The 13,025-nt window shown below is 54.9% G+C and carries 23 protein-coding genes; all 23 read left to right on the forward strand.

Translation table 11 applies throughout. The annotated features are described in order from the left end of the window. The first annotated feature begins 63 nt into the window (after positions 1–63). The gene (gene rpsG, locus ACUVOF_RS15590) at positions 64–534 is read left to right on the forward strand and encodes a 30S ribosomal protein S7 (RefSeq protein ID WP_009288145.1); all 471 of its coding nucleotides are present in this window, start codon (positions 64–66) and stop codon (positions 532–534) included. A gap of 214 nt (positions 535–748) precedes the next feature. Then, the gene (gene fusA / locus ACUVOF_RS15595) at positions 749–2,872 is read left to right on the forward strand and encodes an elongation factor G (RefSeq protein ID WP_447045234.1); all 2,124 of its coding nucleotides are present in this window, start codon (positions 749–751) and stop codon (positions 2,870–2,872) included. Between the two features lie 29 nt (positions 2,873–2,901). Beyond that, positions 2,902–4,095, forward strand: coding sequence for an elongation factor Tu (gene tuf, locus ACUVOF_RS15600; protein ID WP_101147113.1), 1,194 nt, complete (start codon positions 2,902–2,904; stop codon positions 4,093–4,095). A 159-nt stretch (positions 4,096–4,254) separates the two neighbouring features. Beyond that, positions 4,255–4,566 (forward strand): 30S ribosomal protein S10, encoded by a 312-nt coding sequence (rpsJ, locus tag ACUVOF_RS15605; protein WP_007112007.1) that lies wholly within the window; start codon positions 4,255–4,257, stop codon positions 4,564–4,566. A gap of 150 nt (positions 4,567–4,716) precedes the next feature. Next, on the forward strand, positions 4,717–5,355 hold the full coding sequence (gene rplC, locus ACUVOF_RS15610) for a 50S ribosomal protein L3 (RefSeq protein ID WP_009288142.1): 639 nt from the start codon (positions 4,717–4,719) through the stop codon (positions 5,353–5,355). 15 nt (positions 5,356–5,370) lie between these two features. After that, entirely contained in the window at positions 5,371–5,976 is a 606-nt protein-coding gene (rplD, locus tag ACUVOF_RS15615; RefSeq protein WP_008959168.1) for a 50S ribosomal protein L4, read from the forward strand. After that, on the forward strand, positions 5,973–6,269 hold the full coding sequence (gene rplW / locus ACUVOF_RS15620) for a 50S ribosomal protein L23 (RefSeq protein ID WP_008959167.1): 297 nt from the start codon (positions 5,973–5,975) through the stop codon (positions 6,267–6,269). The genes rplD and rplW overlap by 4 nt, the downstream gene beginning before the upstream one ends. Positions 6,270–6,286: 17 nt before the next feature. Next, positions 6,287–7,117 (forward strand): 50S ribosomal protein L2, encoded by an 831-nt coding sequence (rplB, locus tag ACUVOF_RS15625; protein WP_447045235.1) that lies wholly within the window; start codon positions 6,287–6,289, stop codon positions 7,115–7,117. Between the two features lie 33 nt (positions 7,118–7,150). Beyond that, positions 7,151–7,426, forward strand: coding sequence for a 30S ribosomal protein S19 (gene rpsS / locus ACUVOF_RS15630; RefSeq protein ID WP_009098993.1), 276 nt, complete (start codon positions 7,151–7,153; stop codon positions 7,424–7,426). 18 nt (positions 7,427–7,444) lie between these two features. Continuing rightward, on the forward strand, positions 7,445–7,777 hold the full coding sequence (gene rplV / locus ACUVOF_RS15635) for a 50S ribosomal protein L22 (RefSeq protein ID WP_007112002.1): 333 nt from the start codon (positions 7,445–7,447) through the stop codon (positions 7,775–7,777). A gap of 10 nt (positions 7,778–7,787) precedes the next feature. Then, entirely contained in the window at positions 7,788–8,492 is a 705-nt protein-coding gene (gene rpsC / locus ACUVOF_RS15640) for a 30S ribosomal protein S3 (RefSeq protein ID WP_088702074.1), read from the forward strand. 15 nt (positions 8,493–8,507) lie between these two features. Then, positions 8,508–8,921, forward strand: a complete 414-nt coding sequence (gene rplP / locus ACUVOF_RS15645) for a 50S ribosomal protein L16 (RefSeq protein WP_007112000.1) — start codon at positions 8,508–8,510, stop codon at positions 8,919–8,921. Beyond that, positions 8,921–9,112, forward strand: a complete 192-nt coding sequence (gene rpmC, locus ACUVOF_RS15650) for a 50S ribosomal protein L29 (RefSeq protein ID WP_007111999.1) — start codon at positions 8,921–8,923, stop codon at positions 9,110–9,112. Before rplP ends, rpmC begins: the two co-directional genes overlap by 1 nt. A 1-nt stretch (position 9,113) precedes the next feature. After that, positions 9,114–9,374: a 30S ribosomal protein S17 gene (rpsQ, locus tag ACUVOF_RS15655; protein WP_096276515.1), complete on the forward strand. Its 261-nt coding sequence runs from the start codon at positions 9,114–9,116 to the stop codon at positions 9,372–9,374. Positions 9,375–9,424: 50 nt separating this feature from the next. Then, complete coding sequence (rplN, locus tag ACUVOF_RS15660; protein ID WP_008959163.1) at positions 9,425–9,796, forward strand: 50S ribosomal protein L14; 372 nt, start codon at positions 9,425–9,427, stop codon at positions 9,794–9,796. Between the two features lie 14 nt (positions 9,797–9,810). Further along, positions 9,811–10,125, forward strand: a complete 315-nt coding sequence (gene rplX / locus ACUVOF_RS15665) for a 50S ribosomal protein L24 (RefSeq protein ID WP_007111996.1) — start codon at positions 9,811–9,813, stop codon at positions 10,123–10,125. Between the two features lie 18 nt (positions 10,126–10,143). Further along, on the forward strand, positions 10,144–10,683 hold the full coding sequence (gene rplE, locus ACUVOF_RS15670; protein WP_007111995.1) for a 50S ribosomal protein L5: 540 nt from the start codon (positions 10,144–10,146) through the stop codon (positions 10,681–10,683). Between the two features lie 10 nt (positions 10,684–10,693). After that, a complete protein-coding gene (gene rpsN / locus ACUVOF_RS15675) occupies positions 10,694–10,999 on the forward strand; it encodes a 30S ribosomal protein S14 (protein ID WP_113269837.1) in 306 nt (101 codons plus the stop codon). 32 nt (positions 11,000–11,031) lie between these two features. Continuing rightward, complete coding sequence (rpsH, locus tag ACUVOF_RS15680; RefSeq protein WP_113269836.1) at positions 11,032–11,424, forward strand: 30S ribosomal protein S8; 393 nt, start codon at positions 11,032–11,034, stop codon at positions 11,422–11,424. A 9-nt stretch (positions 11,425–11,433) separates the two neighbouring features. Next, positions 11,434–11,964 carry a 50S ribosomal protein L6 gene (gene rplF, locus ACUVOF_RS15685; RefSeq protein WP_113269835.1) on the forward strand — a complete coding sequence of 177 codons (531 nt, stop codon included), beginning with the start codon at positions 11,434–11,436 and terminating at the stop codon, positions 11,962–11,964. Positions 11,965–11,973: 9 nt separating this feature from the next. Next, positions 11,974–12,324 (forward strand): 50S ribosomal protein L18, encoded by a 351-nt coding sequence (gene rplR, locus ACUVOF_RS15690; RefSeq protein WP_008959159.1) that lies wholly within the window; start codon positions 11,974–11,976, stop codon positions 12,322–12,324. Positions 12,325–12,335: 11 nt separating this feature from the next. Next, the gene (gene rpsE, locus ACUVOF_RS15695) at positions 12,336–12,836 is read left to right on the forward strand and encodes a 30S ribosomal protein S5 (protein WP_007111990.1); all 501 of its coding nucleotides are present in this window, start codon (positions 12,336–12,338) and stop codon (positions 12,834–12,836) included. A 6-nt stretch (positions 12,837–12,842) separates the two neighbouring features. Beyond that, positions 12,843–13,025, forward strand: coding sequence for a 50S ribosomal protein L30 (rpmD, locus tag ACUVOF_RS15700; protein ID WP_022520864.1), 183 nt, complete (start codon positions 12,843–12,845; stop codon positions 13,023–13,025).

Consider the following 13,025-nt stretch of genomic DNA (forward strand, 5'->3'; position numbering starts at 1 on the left):
TAGCTTAATGTAAGTCGCAAGAGTCTCGGGTTTACCTGAAAGATCCTTAATTGAGGGCTTATCATGCCTAGAAGAAGAGTAGTAGCTAAACGCGAAATCCTGCCGGATCCTAAGTTCGGAAGTGAGCGTCTGGCGAAGTTCATGAACCACCTGATGGTCAGCGGCAAGAAGTCCATAGCTGAGCGTATCGTCTACGGTGCGTTGGACAAGGTTGCCGAGCGTAGTAAAGAAGATCCGCTGGAGATCTTCGACAAAGCGCTGGAAGCCATCCAGCCAATGGTCGAAGTGAAGTCGCGCCGTGTTGGTGGTGCGACCTATCAGGTGCCGGTTGAAGTACGTCCGTCTCGCCGTCAAGCGCTGGCAATGCGCTGGCTGGTGGACGCGGCGCGTCGTCGCGGTGAGAAAACCATGGTGCAGCGTCTTGCGGGTGAAATGCTGGATGCCGCTGAAGGTAAAGGTTCAGCCGTTAAGAAGCGCGAAGACGTGCATCGCATGGCAGAAGCCAACAAGGCCTTCTCGCACTACCGTTTTTAAGATCAGCGTTTTTAAGTACGGCGCTTTTAAGTATGGCTTTAGAGTTTTTATATGCGCGTTGTTCAGCATGGTGAAGTGTTTGCTGAGTCGCGTCGTTGCAATGCAAGAGTTGCAATACCCAGCCGCTATCCTGAAACGGTAGCGGCGGTCGCATAAGCCTCGCTTCCATACGCCGCTAAATTAACGAGCATCGCCAACAAACGGGAGTTTCACCGTGGCACGCAAGACTCCACTAAATCGATACCGCAATATCGGTATCGTCGCTCACGTTGACGCGGGTAAAACCACGACAACCGAGCGTGTACTGTTCTACACCGGCCTCTCCCATAAAGTGGGTGAGGTGCATGACGGTGCTGCGACAATGGACTGGATGGAGCAGGAGCAGGAGCGTGGTATTACTATCACCTCAGCTGCTACGACCTGTTTCTGGCAGGGCATGAGCAAGCAGTTCCCTGAACACCGCATCAATATTATCGACACGCCAGGGCACGTTGACTTCACAATCGAAGTTGAGCGTTCTTTGCGCGTGCTTGATGGCGCGGTCGTTGTTCTGTGCGGTTCTTCTGGCGTTCAGCCACAGACCGAAACAGTATGGCGTCAGGCCAACAAGTACGAAGTGCCACGTATGGTTTTCGTCAACAAGATGGACCGTACCGGTGCTGACTTCTTCATGGTTGTCAACCAGTTGAAGGAGCGTTTAGGTGCCAACGCCGTGCCGATCCAGATTAACTGGGGTACGGAAGAGGACTTTAAAGGCGTTATCGACCTGATTCAGATGAAGGCTATCCTGTGGGATGAGGAAAGCCTGGGTATGAATTATGACCTCGTGGATATTCCTGCTGATCTGCAAGAAACAGCAGAAAAATACCGCGAAGAGATGGTCGAGGCGGCTGCCGAAGGCTCTGACGAGCTGATGGAGAAGTATCTCGAAGGCGGTGAGCTGTCGATTGAAGAGATCAAGGCTGGCTTGCGTGCGCGCACCCTGGCTAACGATATCGTTCTGGTGACCTGTGGTTCGGCCTTTAAGAACAAGGGCGTTCAGGCAGTGCTGGATGGCGTTATCGAATACATGCCTTCGCCGACTGAAGTTAAGGCGATCGAAGGTGAGCTTGACGACAAAGACGGCACCGTCGATACCCGTGAGGCTGATGACAGTGCACCGTTTGCGGCGCTGGCGTTTAAAATCGCTACCGACCCCTTCGTTGGTACGCTGACCTTTATCCGTGTCTACTCGGGCGTTCTGAAATCTGGTGACGGCGTGTATAACTCCGTTAAGCAGAAGAAAGAGCGCGTTGGCCGTATCGTTCAGATGCACGCCAACTCCCGTGAAGAGATCAAAGAAGTTCTGGCCGGCGATATCGCGGCTTGTATCGGTCTGAAGGACGTCACTACCGGTGATACCCTGTGCGATATCGATAACAAAATCGTTCTCGAGCGCATGGAATTCCCGGATCCGGTTATCTCGGTTGCTGTAGAGCCTAAGTCTAAGGCTGACCAAGAGAAAATGGGTGTCGCCCTGGGCAAGCTTGCTCAAGAAGATCCCTCTTTCCAGGTTAAAACCGACGAAGAAACCGGCCAGACTATCATTTCTGGTATGGGTGAGCTTCACTTGGATATCCTCGTTGACCGTATGCGTCGCGAGTTCAAGGTTGAAGCCAACATCGGTAAGCCGCAGGTGGCCTACCGCGAAACGATTCGCGGCAGCATTGAGCAGGAAGGCAAGTTCGTACGTCAGTCCGGTGGTCGTGGTCAGTACGGTCACGTTTGGCTACGTATCGAGCCGTTGACCGCAGAAGAGAAGGGTGAAGGCGAAGACGAATTGTTCTTCAAGTTCAACTCAGAAATCGTGGGTGGCACGGTTCCCAAGGAATACGTACCTGCGGTTGAGAAGGGTGCTTTTGAGCAGCTCAAAAACGGTGTCATCGCGGGTTACCCGATGATCGACGTTAAAGTAACGCTGTTTGATGGCTCCTTCCACGACGTGGACTCCAACGAGACTGCGTTTAAGATTGCTTCTTCTATGGCAGTAAAAGAAGGTGCCAGGAAGGCCAAGGCCGTGCTGCTGGAGCCGGTGATGAAGGTCGAAATCGTGACCCCCGAAGAATTTATGGGTGACGTCATGGGTGACCTGAGCCGTCGTCGCGGCCTGGTGCAGGGTATGGATGACTCCTCTTCTGGTAAAGTCATTCGTGCGACGGTGCCACTGGGCGAGATGTTCGGTTATGCAACCGATCTGCGCTCACAAACCCAGGGCCGTGCGAGCTACTCTATGGAGTTCTCGAAGTACGACGAGGCGCCCTCCAGCGTCGTTGAAGCCGTCATCAATCAAAACGGTTAACCGTTAGCTAACGTAAAGAGGTTATAGCAGTGGCTAAGGAAAAATTTGAACGTTCCAAACCGCACGTCAACGTCGGCACCATTGGTCACGTCGACCACGGTAAAACGACTCTGACGGCGGCCCTGACCCGCGTGTCTGCTGAGGTTTTCGGCGGCGACTGGCGTGAGTTTGATACCATCGATAACGCTCCTGAAGAGCGCGAGCGCGGTATCACGATCGCTACTTCTCACGTGGAATATCAGTCTGAAGAGCGTCACTACGCTCACGTTGACTGCCCAGGACACGCTGACTACGTCAAGAACATGATCACCGGTGCTGCGCAGATGGACGGCGCGATCCTGGTATGTTCTGCCGCAGACGGCCCGATGCCGCAAACGCGTGAGCACATCCTGCTGTCTCGTCAGGTTGGCGTACCGTTCATCGTTGTGTTCCTGAACAAAGCGGACATGGTCGATGACGAAGAGCTGCTTGAGCTGGTAGAGATGGAAGTTCGCGAACTCCTCGACCAGTACGACTTCCCGGGTGACGACACGCCGATCATCACTGGTTCTGCGCTGATGGCGTTGAACGGCGAAGATGAGAACGGCATGGGCACCACCGCCGTTGCTAATCTGATCAAAGCTCTGGATGAGTACATCCCTGAGCCGGAGCGCGCTATCGATCAGCCGTTCCTGATGCCGATCGAAGACGTGTTCTCTATCTCTGGTCGCGGTACTGTTGTTACCGGTCGTGTAGAGCGCGGCATCGTCAAAGCGGGCGAAGAAGTGGAAATCGTGGGTATCCGCGATACCACCAAAACGATCGTTACCGGTGTTGAAATGTTCCGTAAACTGCTCGACGAAGGTCGTGCTGGTGAGAACGTTGGCGCCCTGCTGCGTGGTACTAAGCGTGATGACGTCGAGCGTGGTCAAGTATTGGCCAAGCCGGGCACCATCAACCCGCACACTACCTTCGAAGCAGAAGTTTACGTACTGTCCAAAGAAGAAGGTGGTCGTCACACGCCTTTCTTCAAGGGCTACCGTCCTCAGTTCTACTTCCGTACCACCGATGTAACCGGTACTTGTGAACTGCCGGAAGGCGTTGAAATGGTCATGCCGGGTGACAACGTTCAAATGGTTGTTACCTTGATCGCTCCGATCGCAATGGACGAAGGCTTGCGCTTCGCTATTCGTGAAGGCGGCCGTACTGTCGGTGCTGGCGTTGTGGCCAAGATCGTCAAGTAAGCATCATGCTTGAATGATGAAGGGGGCTCTGTTGAGCCCCCTTTTCTGCGCACCAACAGCAAATGTTTGACATGGGCTTTTGGCGTGCCTATAATGCGCATCCTTTGAATGCGTGGGTAGACGGCTCGCGCCGTCGACATCCATTGGAGTTTAGGGCAAATGCAGAACCAAAAGATTCGCATTCGGTTGAAAGCGTTCGACCATCGCCTGATCGACCAGTCTACAGCGGAGATTGTTGAAACCGCTAAGCGTACTGGTGCTCAGGTTCGTGGGCCGATCCCGCTGCCGACCAACCGCGAGCGTTACACCATTCTGATCTCGCCGCACGTCAACAAAGATGCGCGTGACCAGTATGAGATCCGTACGCACAAGCGTGTGCTCGACATCGTTGAGCCGACTGAAAAAACTGTTGATGCACTGATGAAACTTGATCTCGCCGCAGGCGTTGACGTGCAAATCAAGCTCAACTAATAACACTAGTCACTTGCGGCCCAGCGCTCATCATTGTTTAGCATGAGCAGCAGCCGCCGCGCCGTGAGGCGCCATACAATGTGCTAGTGGAATGCTCTGGAAAGGGCAGCCATAGCGGGTGATAGCCCCGTACACTATAGGAGACTGAGTATGACTATCGGTTTAGTCGGTAAAAAGGCCGGGATGACCCGTGTCTTTACCGAAGACGGCGCGTCTGTGCCCGTAACCGTTATTGAAGTTGATCCTAATCGTGTTACGCGCGTTAAGTCCGTCGAATCTGACGGTTACGCAGCGATTCAGGTCACATCTGGTTCTCGTAAAGCGAAGCATCTCACCAAAGCGCAAGCTGGACAGTTTGCCAAGGCGGGTGTTGAAGCTGGTCGTGCACTGATGGAGTTCCGTCTTGCAGAAGGCGAAGAAATTCCTGAAGTGGGCGGCGAACTCACCGTATCCCTCTTCGAAGCTGGTCAAATGGTTGACGTGACTGGCACCTCTAAGGGTAAAGGCTTCCAGGGTGCAGTTAAGCGCTGGAATTTCCGTACCCAAGACATGACTCACGGTAACTCTCTGTCGCATCGCGCGCCGGGTTCTATCGGCATGTGTCAGACGCCGGGTCGCGTTTTCAAAGGCAAAAAGATGGCCGGTCAAATGGGTAACGCCCGTTGCACCGTGCAGAGCCTTGAAATCGTCCGTGTCGACGCCGAGCGTAACCTGCTGCTGATTAAAGGCGCCGTACCGGGTGCTCCCGGTAGTGACGTTATCGTTCGCAGCGCCGTGAAAGCAGGCTGAAGGGGATAATTACCAATGAATCTGAATCTTGCTGCAGGCGCGGGTACCGTTGAAGTAGCCGACGCCACTTTTGGCAAAGAATTCAACGAAGCGCTCGTTCACCAGGTTGTCACTGCCTATTTGGCGGCTGGTCGTCAGGGAACCCGCGCACAAAAGAGTCGTTCCGACGTTCGTGGCGGTGGTAAAAAGCCGTGGCGTCAGAAAGGCACCGGTCGTGCACGTGCCGGTACCATCCGCTCTCCGCTATGGCGTAGTGGTGGCGTAACCTTCGCGGCGCGTCCGCAAGACTACACCCAGAAGGTTAACCGCAAGATGTACCGTGCAGCGATGCGCTCCATCTTGTCAGAGCTGGTACGTCAAGAGCGTTTAGTCGCGATTGAAGAATTCGTCGTCGATGCGCCTAAGACCAAGCAGGTAGCTGCCAAGCTGAAAGAGCTCAACCTTGAAAAAGTGTTGATCGTCACTGAAGAAATCGACGAGAAGCTCTATTTGGCCGCACGCAACCTTCCCCACGTTGACGTGGTGGATGTCGCGGCAGCTGACCCGGTAAGCCTGGTAGCCTTTGATAAGGTGCTGATTACCGTCTCCGCCCTGCGTAAATTCGAGGAGAAGCTGGCATGAACCAGGAACGCGTATTTAAGGTTCTGCTTGGGCCGCACGTGACCGAAAAGGCCGCAATGGCAGCCGAGCGCAACCAGTACGTTTTCAAGGTGGCATCTGATGCTACCAAGCCCGAGATCAAAAAGGCCGTTGAAGCACTCTTCGGCAAAAAGGTCGGCAGTGTTCAGGTACTGAACATGAAGGGTAAAACAAAGCGTACTGCGAACGGCGTTGGCCTGCGTAAGGGTTACCGCAAAGCGTATGTGACCCTGGCTGCGGGTGAAACGCTCGAAGACTTCTCTGGCGCCGAATAAGGGCAGGAGTACGGATAATGGCAATCGTCAAGACCAAACCCACTTCCGCCGGTCGTCGCCACGTCGTCAAGATCGTTGGCGAGGAACTGTTTAAAGGCCGTGCCTATGCACCGCTTTTAGAAAAACAGTCCAAGTCCGGCGGCCGTAACAACTACGGTCGTATCACCACCCGCCACGTGGGCGGTGGTCATCGTCACCACTATCGGTTGATCGATTTCAAACGCACCAAGGATGGCATTCTAGCCACCGTTGAGCGCCTTGAGCACGATCCCAACCGCAGCGCGCACATTGCACTGCTGAAGTATGCCGATGGTGAGCGTCGTTACATCATTGCACCGAAAGGTGTCAGCGCGGGTGACGTGCTGGAATCTGGTGTTAACGCGTCAATCAAAAAAGGCAATGCCTTGCCGCTGCGTAACGTCCCGCTGGGTTCTACGGTGCACTGCATCGAACTTAAGCCGGGTAAAGGTGCGCAGATTGCTCGCAGTGCCGGTACAAGCGCCCAGTTGGTTGCTCGTGAAGGTAACTATGCCACCCTGCGTCTTCGCTCTGGCGAAATGCGTAAGGTGTTGGCCGAGTGCCGCGCGACCCTGGGTGAAGTGAGCAACTCTGAGCACAGCCTGCGTCAACTTGGCAAGGCCGGTGCGAAGCGCTGGAGAGGCGTGCGTCCGACTGTTCGCGGTGTCGCGATGAACCCAGTCGATCACCCGCACGGTGGTGGCGAAGGCCGCACCAGTGGTGGTCGTCACCCGGTATCCCCATGGGGTGTGCCGACTAAGGGTCACAAGACGCGTAAGAACAAGCGCACCGACAAGCTGATTATTCGTCGTCGTAACAAGACGCGTTAATCGAAATTGCCAAGACATTAAGAGGTAACGGCTGTGCCACGTTCACTAAAGAAAGGTCCCTTCATTGACCTTCATCTTTTGAAGAAGGTAGAGGCTGCAGTGGAGAAGAACGATCGCAAACCGATCAAGACTTGGTCGCGTCGTTCTATGATCCTGCCCAATATGGTAGGCCTCACTATCGCGGTCCATAACGGTCGCCAACACGTCCCGGTGCATGTTTCCGAGGAAATGGTTGGCCACAAATTGGGCGAATTCGCTGCTACCCGCACTTACCGTGGGCATGCGGCGGATAAAAAAGCCAAACGGTAAGCCAGAGAGGATTGAGAGATGGAAGTCACAGCTAAGCTGCTTGGCGCTCGTTTATCCGCCCAGAAGGCCCGTTTGGTGGCTGACCAGGTGCGCGGTAAACCTGTCGCCGAGGCACTCGACCTGCTGACCTTCTCACCGAAGAAGGCTGCCAAGCTGGTTAAGAAGGTGCTGCAATCCGCGATTGCGAATGCGGAAGAAAATAACGGCATGGATATTGACGAGCTGCGTGTCTCGACCATCTGCGTCGATGAGGGCATGACGCTCAAGCGTATCAAGCCGCGTGCCAAGGGGCGTGCGGATCGTATCTTGAAGCGCACGTGCCACATCACCGTCAAGGTAGCCGAGAAGTAGGAGTCGACCGATGGGTCAGAAAGTCAATCCAACAGGCATTCGACTGGGCATCGTCAAAGACCATGCTTCTGTCTGGTATGCTGAGCGCGGCGCTTACGCCGATAAGCTCAATAACGATCTCGAAGTGCGTAGCTTCCTGGAAGAGCGTCTTAAAAGCGCCTCTGTTAGCCGCATCCACATCGAGCGTCCGGCGAACAACGCCCGCATCACCATTCACACTGCCCGTCCGGGTATCGTGATTGGTAAGAAAGGTGAAGATGTCGACCGTTTGCGTCGCGATCTCACCCAGATGATGGGTGTCCCCGTGCATGTGAACATCGAAGAAGTTCGCAAGCCGGAGCTGGATGCCAAGCTAGTCGCTGCTAACGTAGCGGGTCAGCTTGAGCGTCGCGTCATGTTCCGTCGTGCGATGAAGCGCGCGGTACAGAACGCAATGCGTCTTGGCGCTGGTGGCATCAAGATTCAGCTGTCAGGTCGTCTTGGTGGCGCTGAAATCGCACGTACCGAATGGTACCGCGAAGGTCGCGTTCCGCTGCACACGTTGCGTGCGGATATCGACTACGCCACTTACGAAGCTCACACCACCTATGGCGTTATCGGCGTCAAAGTGTGGATCTTCAAGGGTGAAATCCTCGGCGGTATCGAGGAAGTACGTGCCAAGGCTAAGCAACAGCAGCCTGCCGGCAACGCGCCCAAGAAGAAAGGTTCCAGGTAAGGGGAGAGCGAGTCGATGTTACAGCCCAAGCGTATGAAATTCCGCAAGATGATGAAAGGCCGCAACCGTGGCCTGGCGCATCGCGGAAGCAAGATCAGCTTCGGGGAATACGGCCTTAAAGCTACCGGTCGCGGCCGCATCACTGCGCGTCAGATCGAGGCAGGCCGTCGTGCGATCACACGTCACGTAAAACGTGGCGGTAAAATCTGGATCCGCGTCTTCCCTGATAAGCCGATCTCTAAGAAGCCACTCGAAGTTCGTATGGGTAAAGGTAAAGGTTCTGTTGAGTACTGGGTTGCCCAGATCCAACCGGGTCGGGTCCTGTATGAAATTGAAGGCGTGTCGGAAGAGCTTGCTCGTGAAGCGTTTGAGCTTGCCGCACAGAAAATGCCCTTATCCACCACCTTTGCGAAACGGACGGTGATGTGATGAAAGCCCAGGAAATTCGTGAAAAGTCCGCAGGAGAGCTCCAGGAGCAACTCCTCGAACTCCTCCGCGAGCAGTTTAACCTGCGCATGCAGAAGGCCACTGGCCAACTGAGCCAGACTCATCTGCTCAAGCAGGTCCGTCGGGATATCGCCCGCGTTAAGACTTTGCTCAACGAGAAGGCAGGTGATTGAGATGGCCGAAGAGAAAACAACGCGTACGCTTACCGGTAAAGTGGTGAGCGATAAGATGGACAAGTCCATCGTCGTCATGATCGAGCGGCGCGAGCGTCACCCGATCTACGGAAAATACGTTAAGCGCTCCACCAAGCTGCACGCCCATGATGAGGCGAATCAGGCTAAGGCAGGCGATACGGTTTCCATTCAGGAGTGCCGTCCGCTTTCCAAGAAGAAAGCCTGGACGCTGGTCGAGGTGGTTGAACACGCCAAGGGTTAATCCCTGAGGCTTGTCAATCAGTGCAGTCAGATTAGGTTTGGAGAAAACCGATGATTCAGACTCAGACAATGCTGGATGTCGCCGACAACAGCGGAGCGCGCCGGGTGCAGTGCATCAAGGTGTTAGGCGGTTCACACCGTCGCTACGCTCGTGTTGGTGATATCATCAAGGTCACGGTTAAGGAAGCGATTCCGCGTGGCAAGGTCAAAAAAGGCCAGGTGCTAAAAGCGGTCGTGGTCCGGACCCGTAGTGGCGTCCGTCGTCCCGACGGTTCGCTCATCCGTTTCGATGGAAATGCGGCAGTTTTGTTGAATAACACCAACGAACAGCCCATCGGTACCCGTATTTTTGGGCCGGTGACTCGTGAACTTCGTAATGAAAAGTTCATGAAGATCATTTCCTTAGCGCCTGAAGTGCTGTAAGGAGCGAGGCGGATATGCAAAAGATCAAACGTGACGATGAAGTCATCGTCATCGCCGGGAAGGATAAAGGCAAACGTGGCACCGTTAAGCGGGTATTAGAAAACCGCTTTTTGGTGTCCGGTGTGAACATGATTAAACGTCACACCAAGCCAAATCCCATGGCGGGTAATCAGGGCGGTATCGTCGAGCGTGAGGCTCCGATTCACGCGTCCAACGTAGCCATCTTCAATTCGGAGACCGGTAAGGCGGATCGCGTCGGCTTCCAAGTGAAGGAAGACGGTACCAAGGTACGTATCTACAAGTCGACGCAGACGCAGATCGACGCCTAACGCGAGTCGGGTAGCACAATGGCGAACTTGAAAGAACGTTATCAAAACGAGGTAGCAGCTCAACTCAAAGAAGAGTTCAGCTATGCCAACGTTATGCAGGTACCCCGGATCACGAAAGTGACTCTGAACATGGGTATCGGCGAAGCAGTCAACGATAAAAAGTTGATTGACAATGCCATCGGCGACTTAGAGAAACTCTCTGGTCAAAAACCGTTGGTGACCAAAGCACGTAAGTCCATCGCGGGCTTCAAGGTGCGCGAAGGTTGGCCAATCGGCATCAAGGTAACGCTGCGCGCTGAGCGCATGTGGGACTTCTTGGACCGTTTGGTTTACATCGCGATTCCCCGCGTGCGTGACTTCCGTGGTCTCAACCCGAAGTCTTTCGACGGTCGTGGCAACTACTCCATGGGTGTGCGTGAGCAGATCATCTTCCCGGAGATCGAGTATGATAAAATCGATCGCATCCGGGGGTTGGACGTCACTATCACTACGACCGCCAAAACCGACGAGGAAGGTCGTGCGCTACTAACCGCACTGAACTTCCCGTTCAAGAAATAGGGGCGAGATCATGGCTAAGAAAAGTATGGTAGAGCGTGAGCTTAAGCGTACTCAGCTGGTCGCGAAGTATGCGGCCAAGCGCGCTGAACTCAAGAAGATCATCTCAGACGTGAACACGTCTGAGGAAGACCGCTTCGAGGCGACGCTGAAGCTGCAGCAACTGCCGCGCGACTCAAGCCCGGTGCGTCAGCGTAACCGCTGCCGTATCACCGGTCGTCCGCACGGTTTTTACAACAAGTTCGGTCTAGGCCGTAACAAGCTGCGTGAAGCCGCCATGCGTGGCGACGTTCCTGGACTCAAAAAGTCCAGTTGGTAACGCCACGTAGAATCATCAGGAGCGCACATTAAATGAGCATGCAAGACACTCTGGCGGATATGTTTACCCGTATCCGCAATGCGCAGATGGCCACCAAGGAGACGGCAACCATGCCGTCCTCCAAGCTGAAAGTGCAAGTGGCCCGAGTGCTAAAGGAAGAAGGCTACATTACCGACTTTACAGTGGCGGAGGGTGTTAAGCCTGAGTTGACTGTGACTCTCAAGTACTTTGAGGGTAAGCCGGTTATTGAGCACATTCAGCGGGTTTCCAAGCCGTCTTTGCGTCAATACAAAGGCAAGGACAACCTGCCTAAGGTTGCCGATGGTCTGGGCATCGCAATTGTCACCACATCCAATGGTGTCATGACCGATCGTGCCGCGCGCCAAGCGGGTGTTGGTGGCGAAGTCATCTGCACCGTATTCTAGGAGGCTGGAATGTCCCGCATAGCGAAATATCCGGTTAAAGTGCCTGCCGGTGTTGATATCAAAATCAATGCCGACCAGCTGACCGCCAAAGGCGGCCAGGGCACGCTATCTATGACGATCCACTCTGATGTAGTGGTGAATCAGGAAGATGGCCAGCTGACCTTCGCCCCGAGTGAGTCAGCCAAGAGCTGGGCAATGGCCGGTACTACCCGCGCCTTAGTTCAGAACCTGGTAACGGGCGTATCCGAGGGTTTCACACGAACTCTCGAAATTGTTGGCGTCGGTTATCGTGCCCAAGCTAAGGGCCAGACGCTCAATCTTTCACTGGGCTTCTCGCACCCGGTCGACTACGAACTGCCGAAAGGTGTTACAGCGGAAACGCCGAAAAACACCGTGATCGTGCTGAAAAGCGCGGACAAGCAGCAGCTCGGTCAGTGCGCCGCGGAAATCCGCGCTTTCCGTCCGCCCGAGCCGTATAAAGGCAAGGGTGTACGGTACGCCGACGAGCAGGTGCGTCGCAAAGAAGCCAAGAAGAAGTAAGGCAGGGTTATGAACGCGAAGAAAGAATCTCGTCTCCGTCGTGCCCGCCGCGCTCGCGCCAAGATCCGCGAGCTGGGCGTGTATCGCCTGTGCGTCAACCGTACCCCGCGTCACATCTATGCGCAGATTATCTCGCCGGATGGTGGCAAAGTGCTAGCCAGTGCTTCTACGCTGGACAAAGCACTGCGTGAGGGTGCGACCGGTAACTCAGATGCCGCCTCTAAAGTAGGTGCACTGATTGCCGAACGCGCTAAAGAAGCAGGCATCACCCAGGTGGCCTTCGACCGTGCTGGCTTTAAGTATCACGGCCGCGTCAAGGCGCTGGCCGACGCCGCACGTGAAGGCGGCCTGGAATTCTAAAGGGTTTTACGATGGCGAAGAACGAACAGCAAAGCGGTGATCTGCAAGAGAAGTTAGTGCAGGTCAACCGCGTCGCCAAGGTGGTCAAGGGTGGTCGTATTTTCGGCTTCACCGCACTGACCGTCGTTGGTGATGGTAAAGGTCGTGTCGGTTTCGGACGTGGCAAGGCGCGTGAAGTGCCGGTCGCAATCCAGAAAGCGATGGATCAAGCTCGTCGCAACATGGTCAAGGTGAACCTCGCTGGCCACACGCTGCAATACCCGGTAAAAGCCCGTCACGGTGCTTCCAAGGTGTACATGCAGCCGGCTTCCGAAGGTACCGGTATCATCGCCGGTGGCGCCATGCGCTCTGTACTAGAGCTCGCCGGTGTCCACGACGTACTGGCCAAGTGCTACGGTTCCACCAACCCGGTTAACGTGGTACGGGCGACTGTGAAAGGTCTCTCCTCCATGCAAGCACCGGAAGACGTGGCCGCTAAGCGCGGTCTGTCTGTCGAAGCGATCACGGGGTAAGGCACCATGGCAGCAACGATCAAGGTTACCCAGATCCGCAGCACCATCGGCATTATGCCCAAGCACAAGGCTACTATGAAAGGCTTGGGCCTGCGTCGCATCGGTCATACGGTTGAACTGGAAGACACCCCTGCCGTACGCGGCATGATCCACAAGGTTAATTACCTTGTGCGCGTTGAGGGAGAGTAA

This window comes from Vreelandella sp. H-I2 (assembly GCF_052959335.1).

Excerpts from the sequence above, each read along its gene's own strand:
- rpsG (WP_009288145.1), top strand. The coding sequence starts at position 64 with ATGCCTAGAAGAAGAGTAGTAGCTAAACGCGAAATCCTGCCGGATCCT.
- rpsJ (WP_007112007.1), top strand. The coding sequence starts at position 4,255 with ATGCAGAACCAAAAGATTCGCATTCGGTTGAAAGCGTTCGACCATCGC.
- rplC (WP_009288142.1), top strand. The coding sequence starts at position 4,717 with ATGACTATCGGTTTAGTCGGTAAAAAGGCCGGGATGACCCGTGTCTTT.
- rplD (WP_008959168.1), top strand. The coding sequence starts at position 5,371 with ATGAATCTGAATCTTGCTGCAGGCGCGGGTACCGTTGAAGTAGCCGAC.
- rplW (WP_008959167.1), top strand. The coding sequence starts at position 5,973 with ATGAACCAGGAACGCGTATTTAAGGTTCTGCTTGGGCCGCACGTGACC.
- rplB (WP_447045235.1), top strand. The coding sequence starts at position 6,287 with ATGGCAATCGTCAAGACCAAACCCACTTCCGCCGGTCGTCGCCACGTC.
- rplV (WP_007112002.1), top strand. The coding sequence starts at position 7,445 with ATGGAAGTCACAGCTAAGCTGCTTGGCGCTCGTTTATCCGCCCAGAAG.
- rpsC (WP_088702074.1), top strand. The coding sequence starts at position 7,788 with ATGGGTCAGAAAGTCAATCCAACAGGCATTCGACTGGGCATCGTCAAA.
- rplP (WP_007112000.1), top strand. The coding sequence starts at position 8,508 with ATGTTACAGCCCAAGCGTATGAAATTCCGCAAGATGATGAAAGGCCGC.
- rpmC (WP_007111999.1), top strand. The coding sequence starts at position 8,921 with ATGAAAGCCCAGGAAATTCGTGAAAAGTCCGCAGGAGAGCTCCAGGAG.
- rpsQ (WP_096276515.1), top strand. The coding sequence starts at position 9,114 with ATGGCCGAAGAGAAAACAACGCGTACGCTTACCGGTAAAGTGGTGAGC.
- rplN (WP_008959163.1), top strand. The coding sequence starts at position 9,425 with ATGATTCAGACTCAGACAATGCTGGATGTCGCCGACAACAGCGGAGCG.
- rplX (WP_007111996.1), top strand. The coding sequence starts at position 9,811 with ATGCAAAAGATCAAACGTGACGATGAAGTCATCGTCATCGCCGGGAAG.
- rplE (WP_007111995.1), top strand. The coding sequence starts at position 10,144 with ATGGCGAACTTGAAAGAACGTTATCAAAACGAGGTAGCAGCTCAACTC.
- rpsN (WP_113269837.1), top strand. The coding sequence starts at position 10,694 with ATGGCTAAGAAAAGTATGGTAGAGCGTGAGCTTAAGCGTACTCAGCTG.
- rpsH (WP_113269836.1), top strand. The coding sequence starts at position 11,032 with ATGAGCATGCAAGACACTCTGGCGGATATGTTTACCCGTATCCGCAAT.
- rplF (WP_113269835.1), top strand. The coding sequence starts at position 11,434 with ATGTCCCGCATAGCGAAATATCCGGTTAAAGTGCCTGCCGGTGTTGAT.
- rplR (WP_008959159.1), top strand. The coding sequence starts at position 11,974 with ATGAACGCGAAGAAAGAATCTCGTCTCCGTCGTGCCCGCCGCGCTCGC.
- rpsE (WP_007111990.1), top strand. The coding sequence starts at position 12,336 with ATGGCGAAGAACGAACAGCAAAGCGGTGATCTGCAAGAGAAGTTAGTG.
- rpmD (WP_022520864.1), top strand. The coding sequence starts at position 12,843 with ATGGCAGCAACGATCAAGGTTACCCAGATCCGCAGCACCATCGGCATT.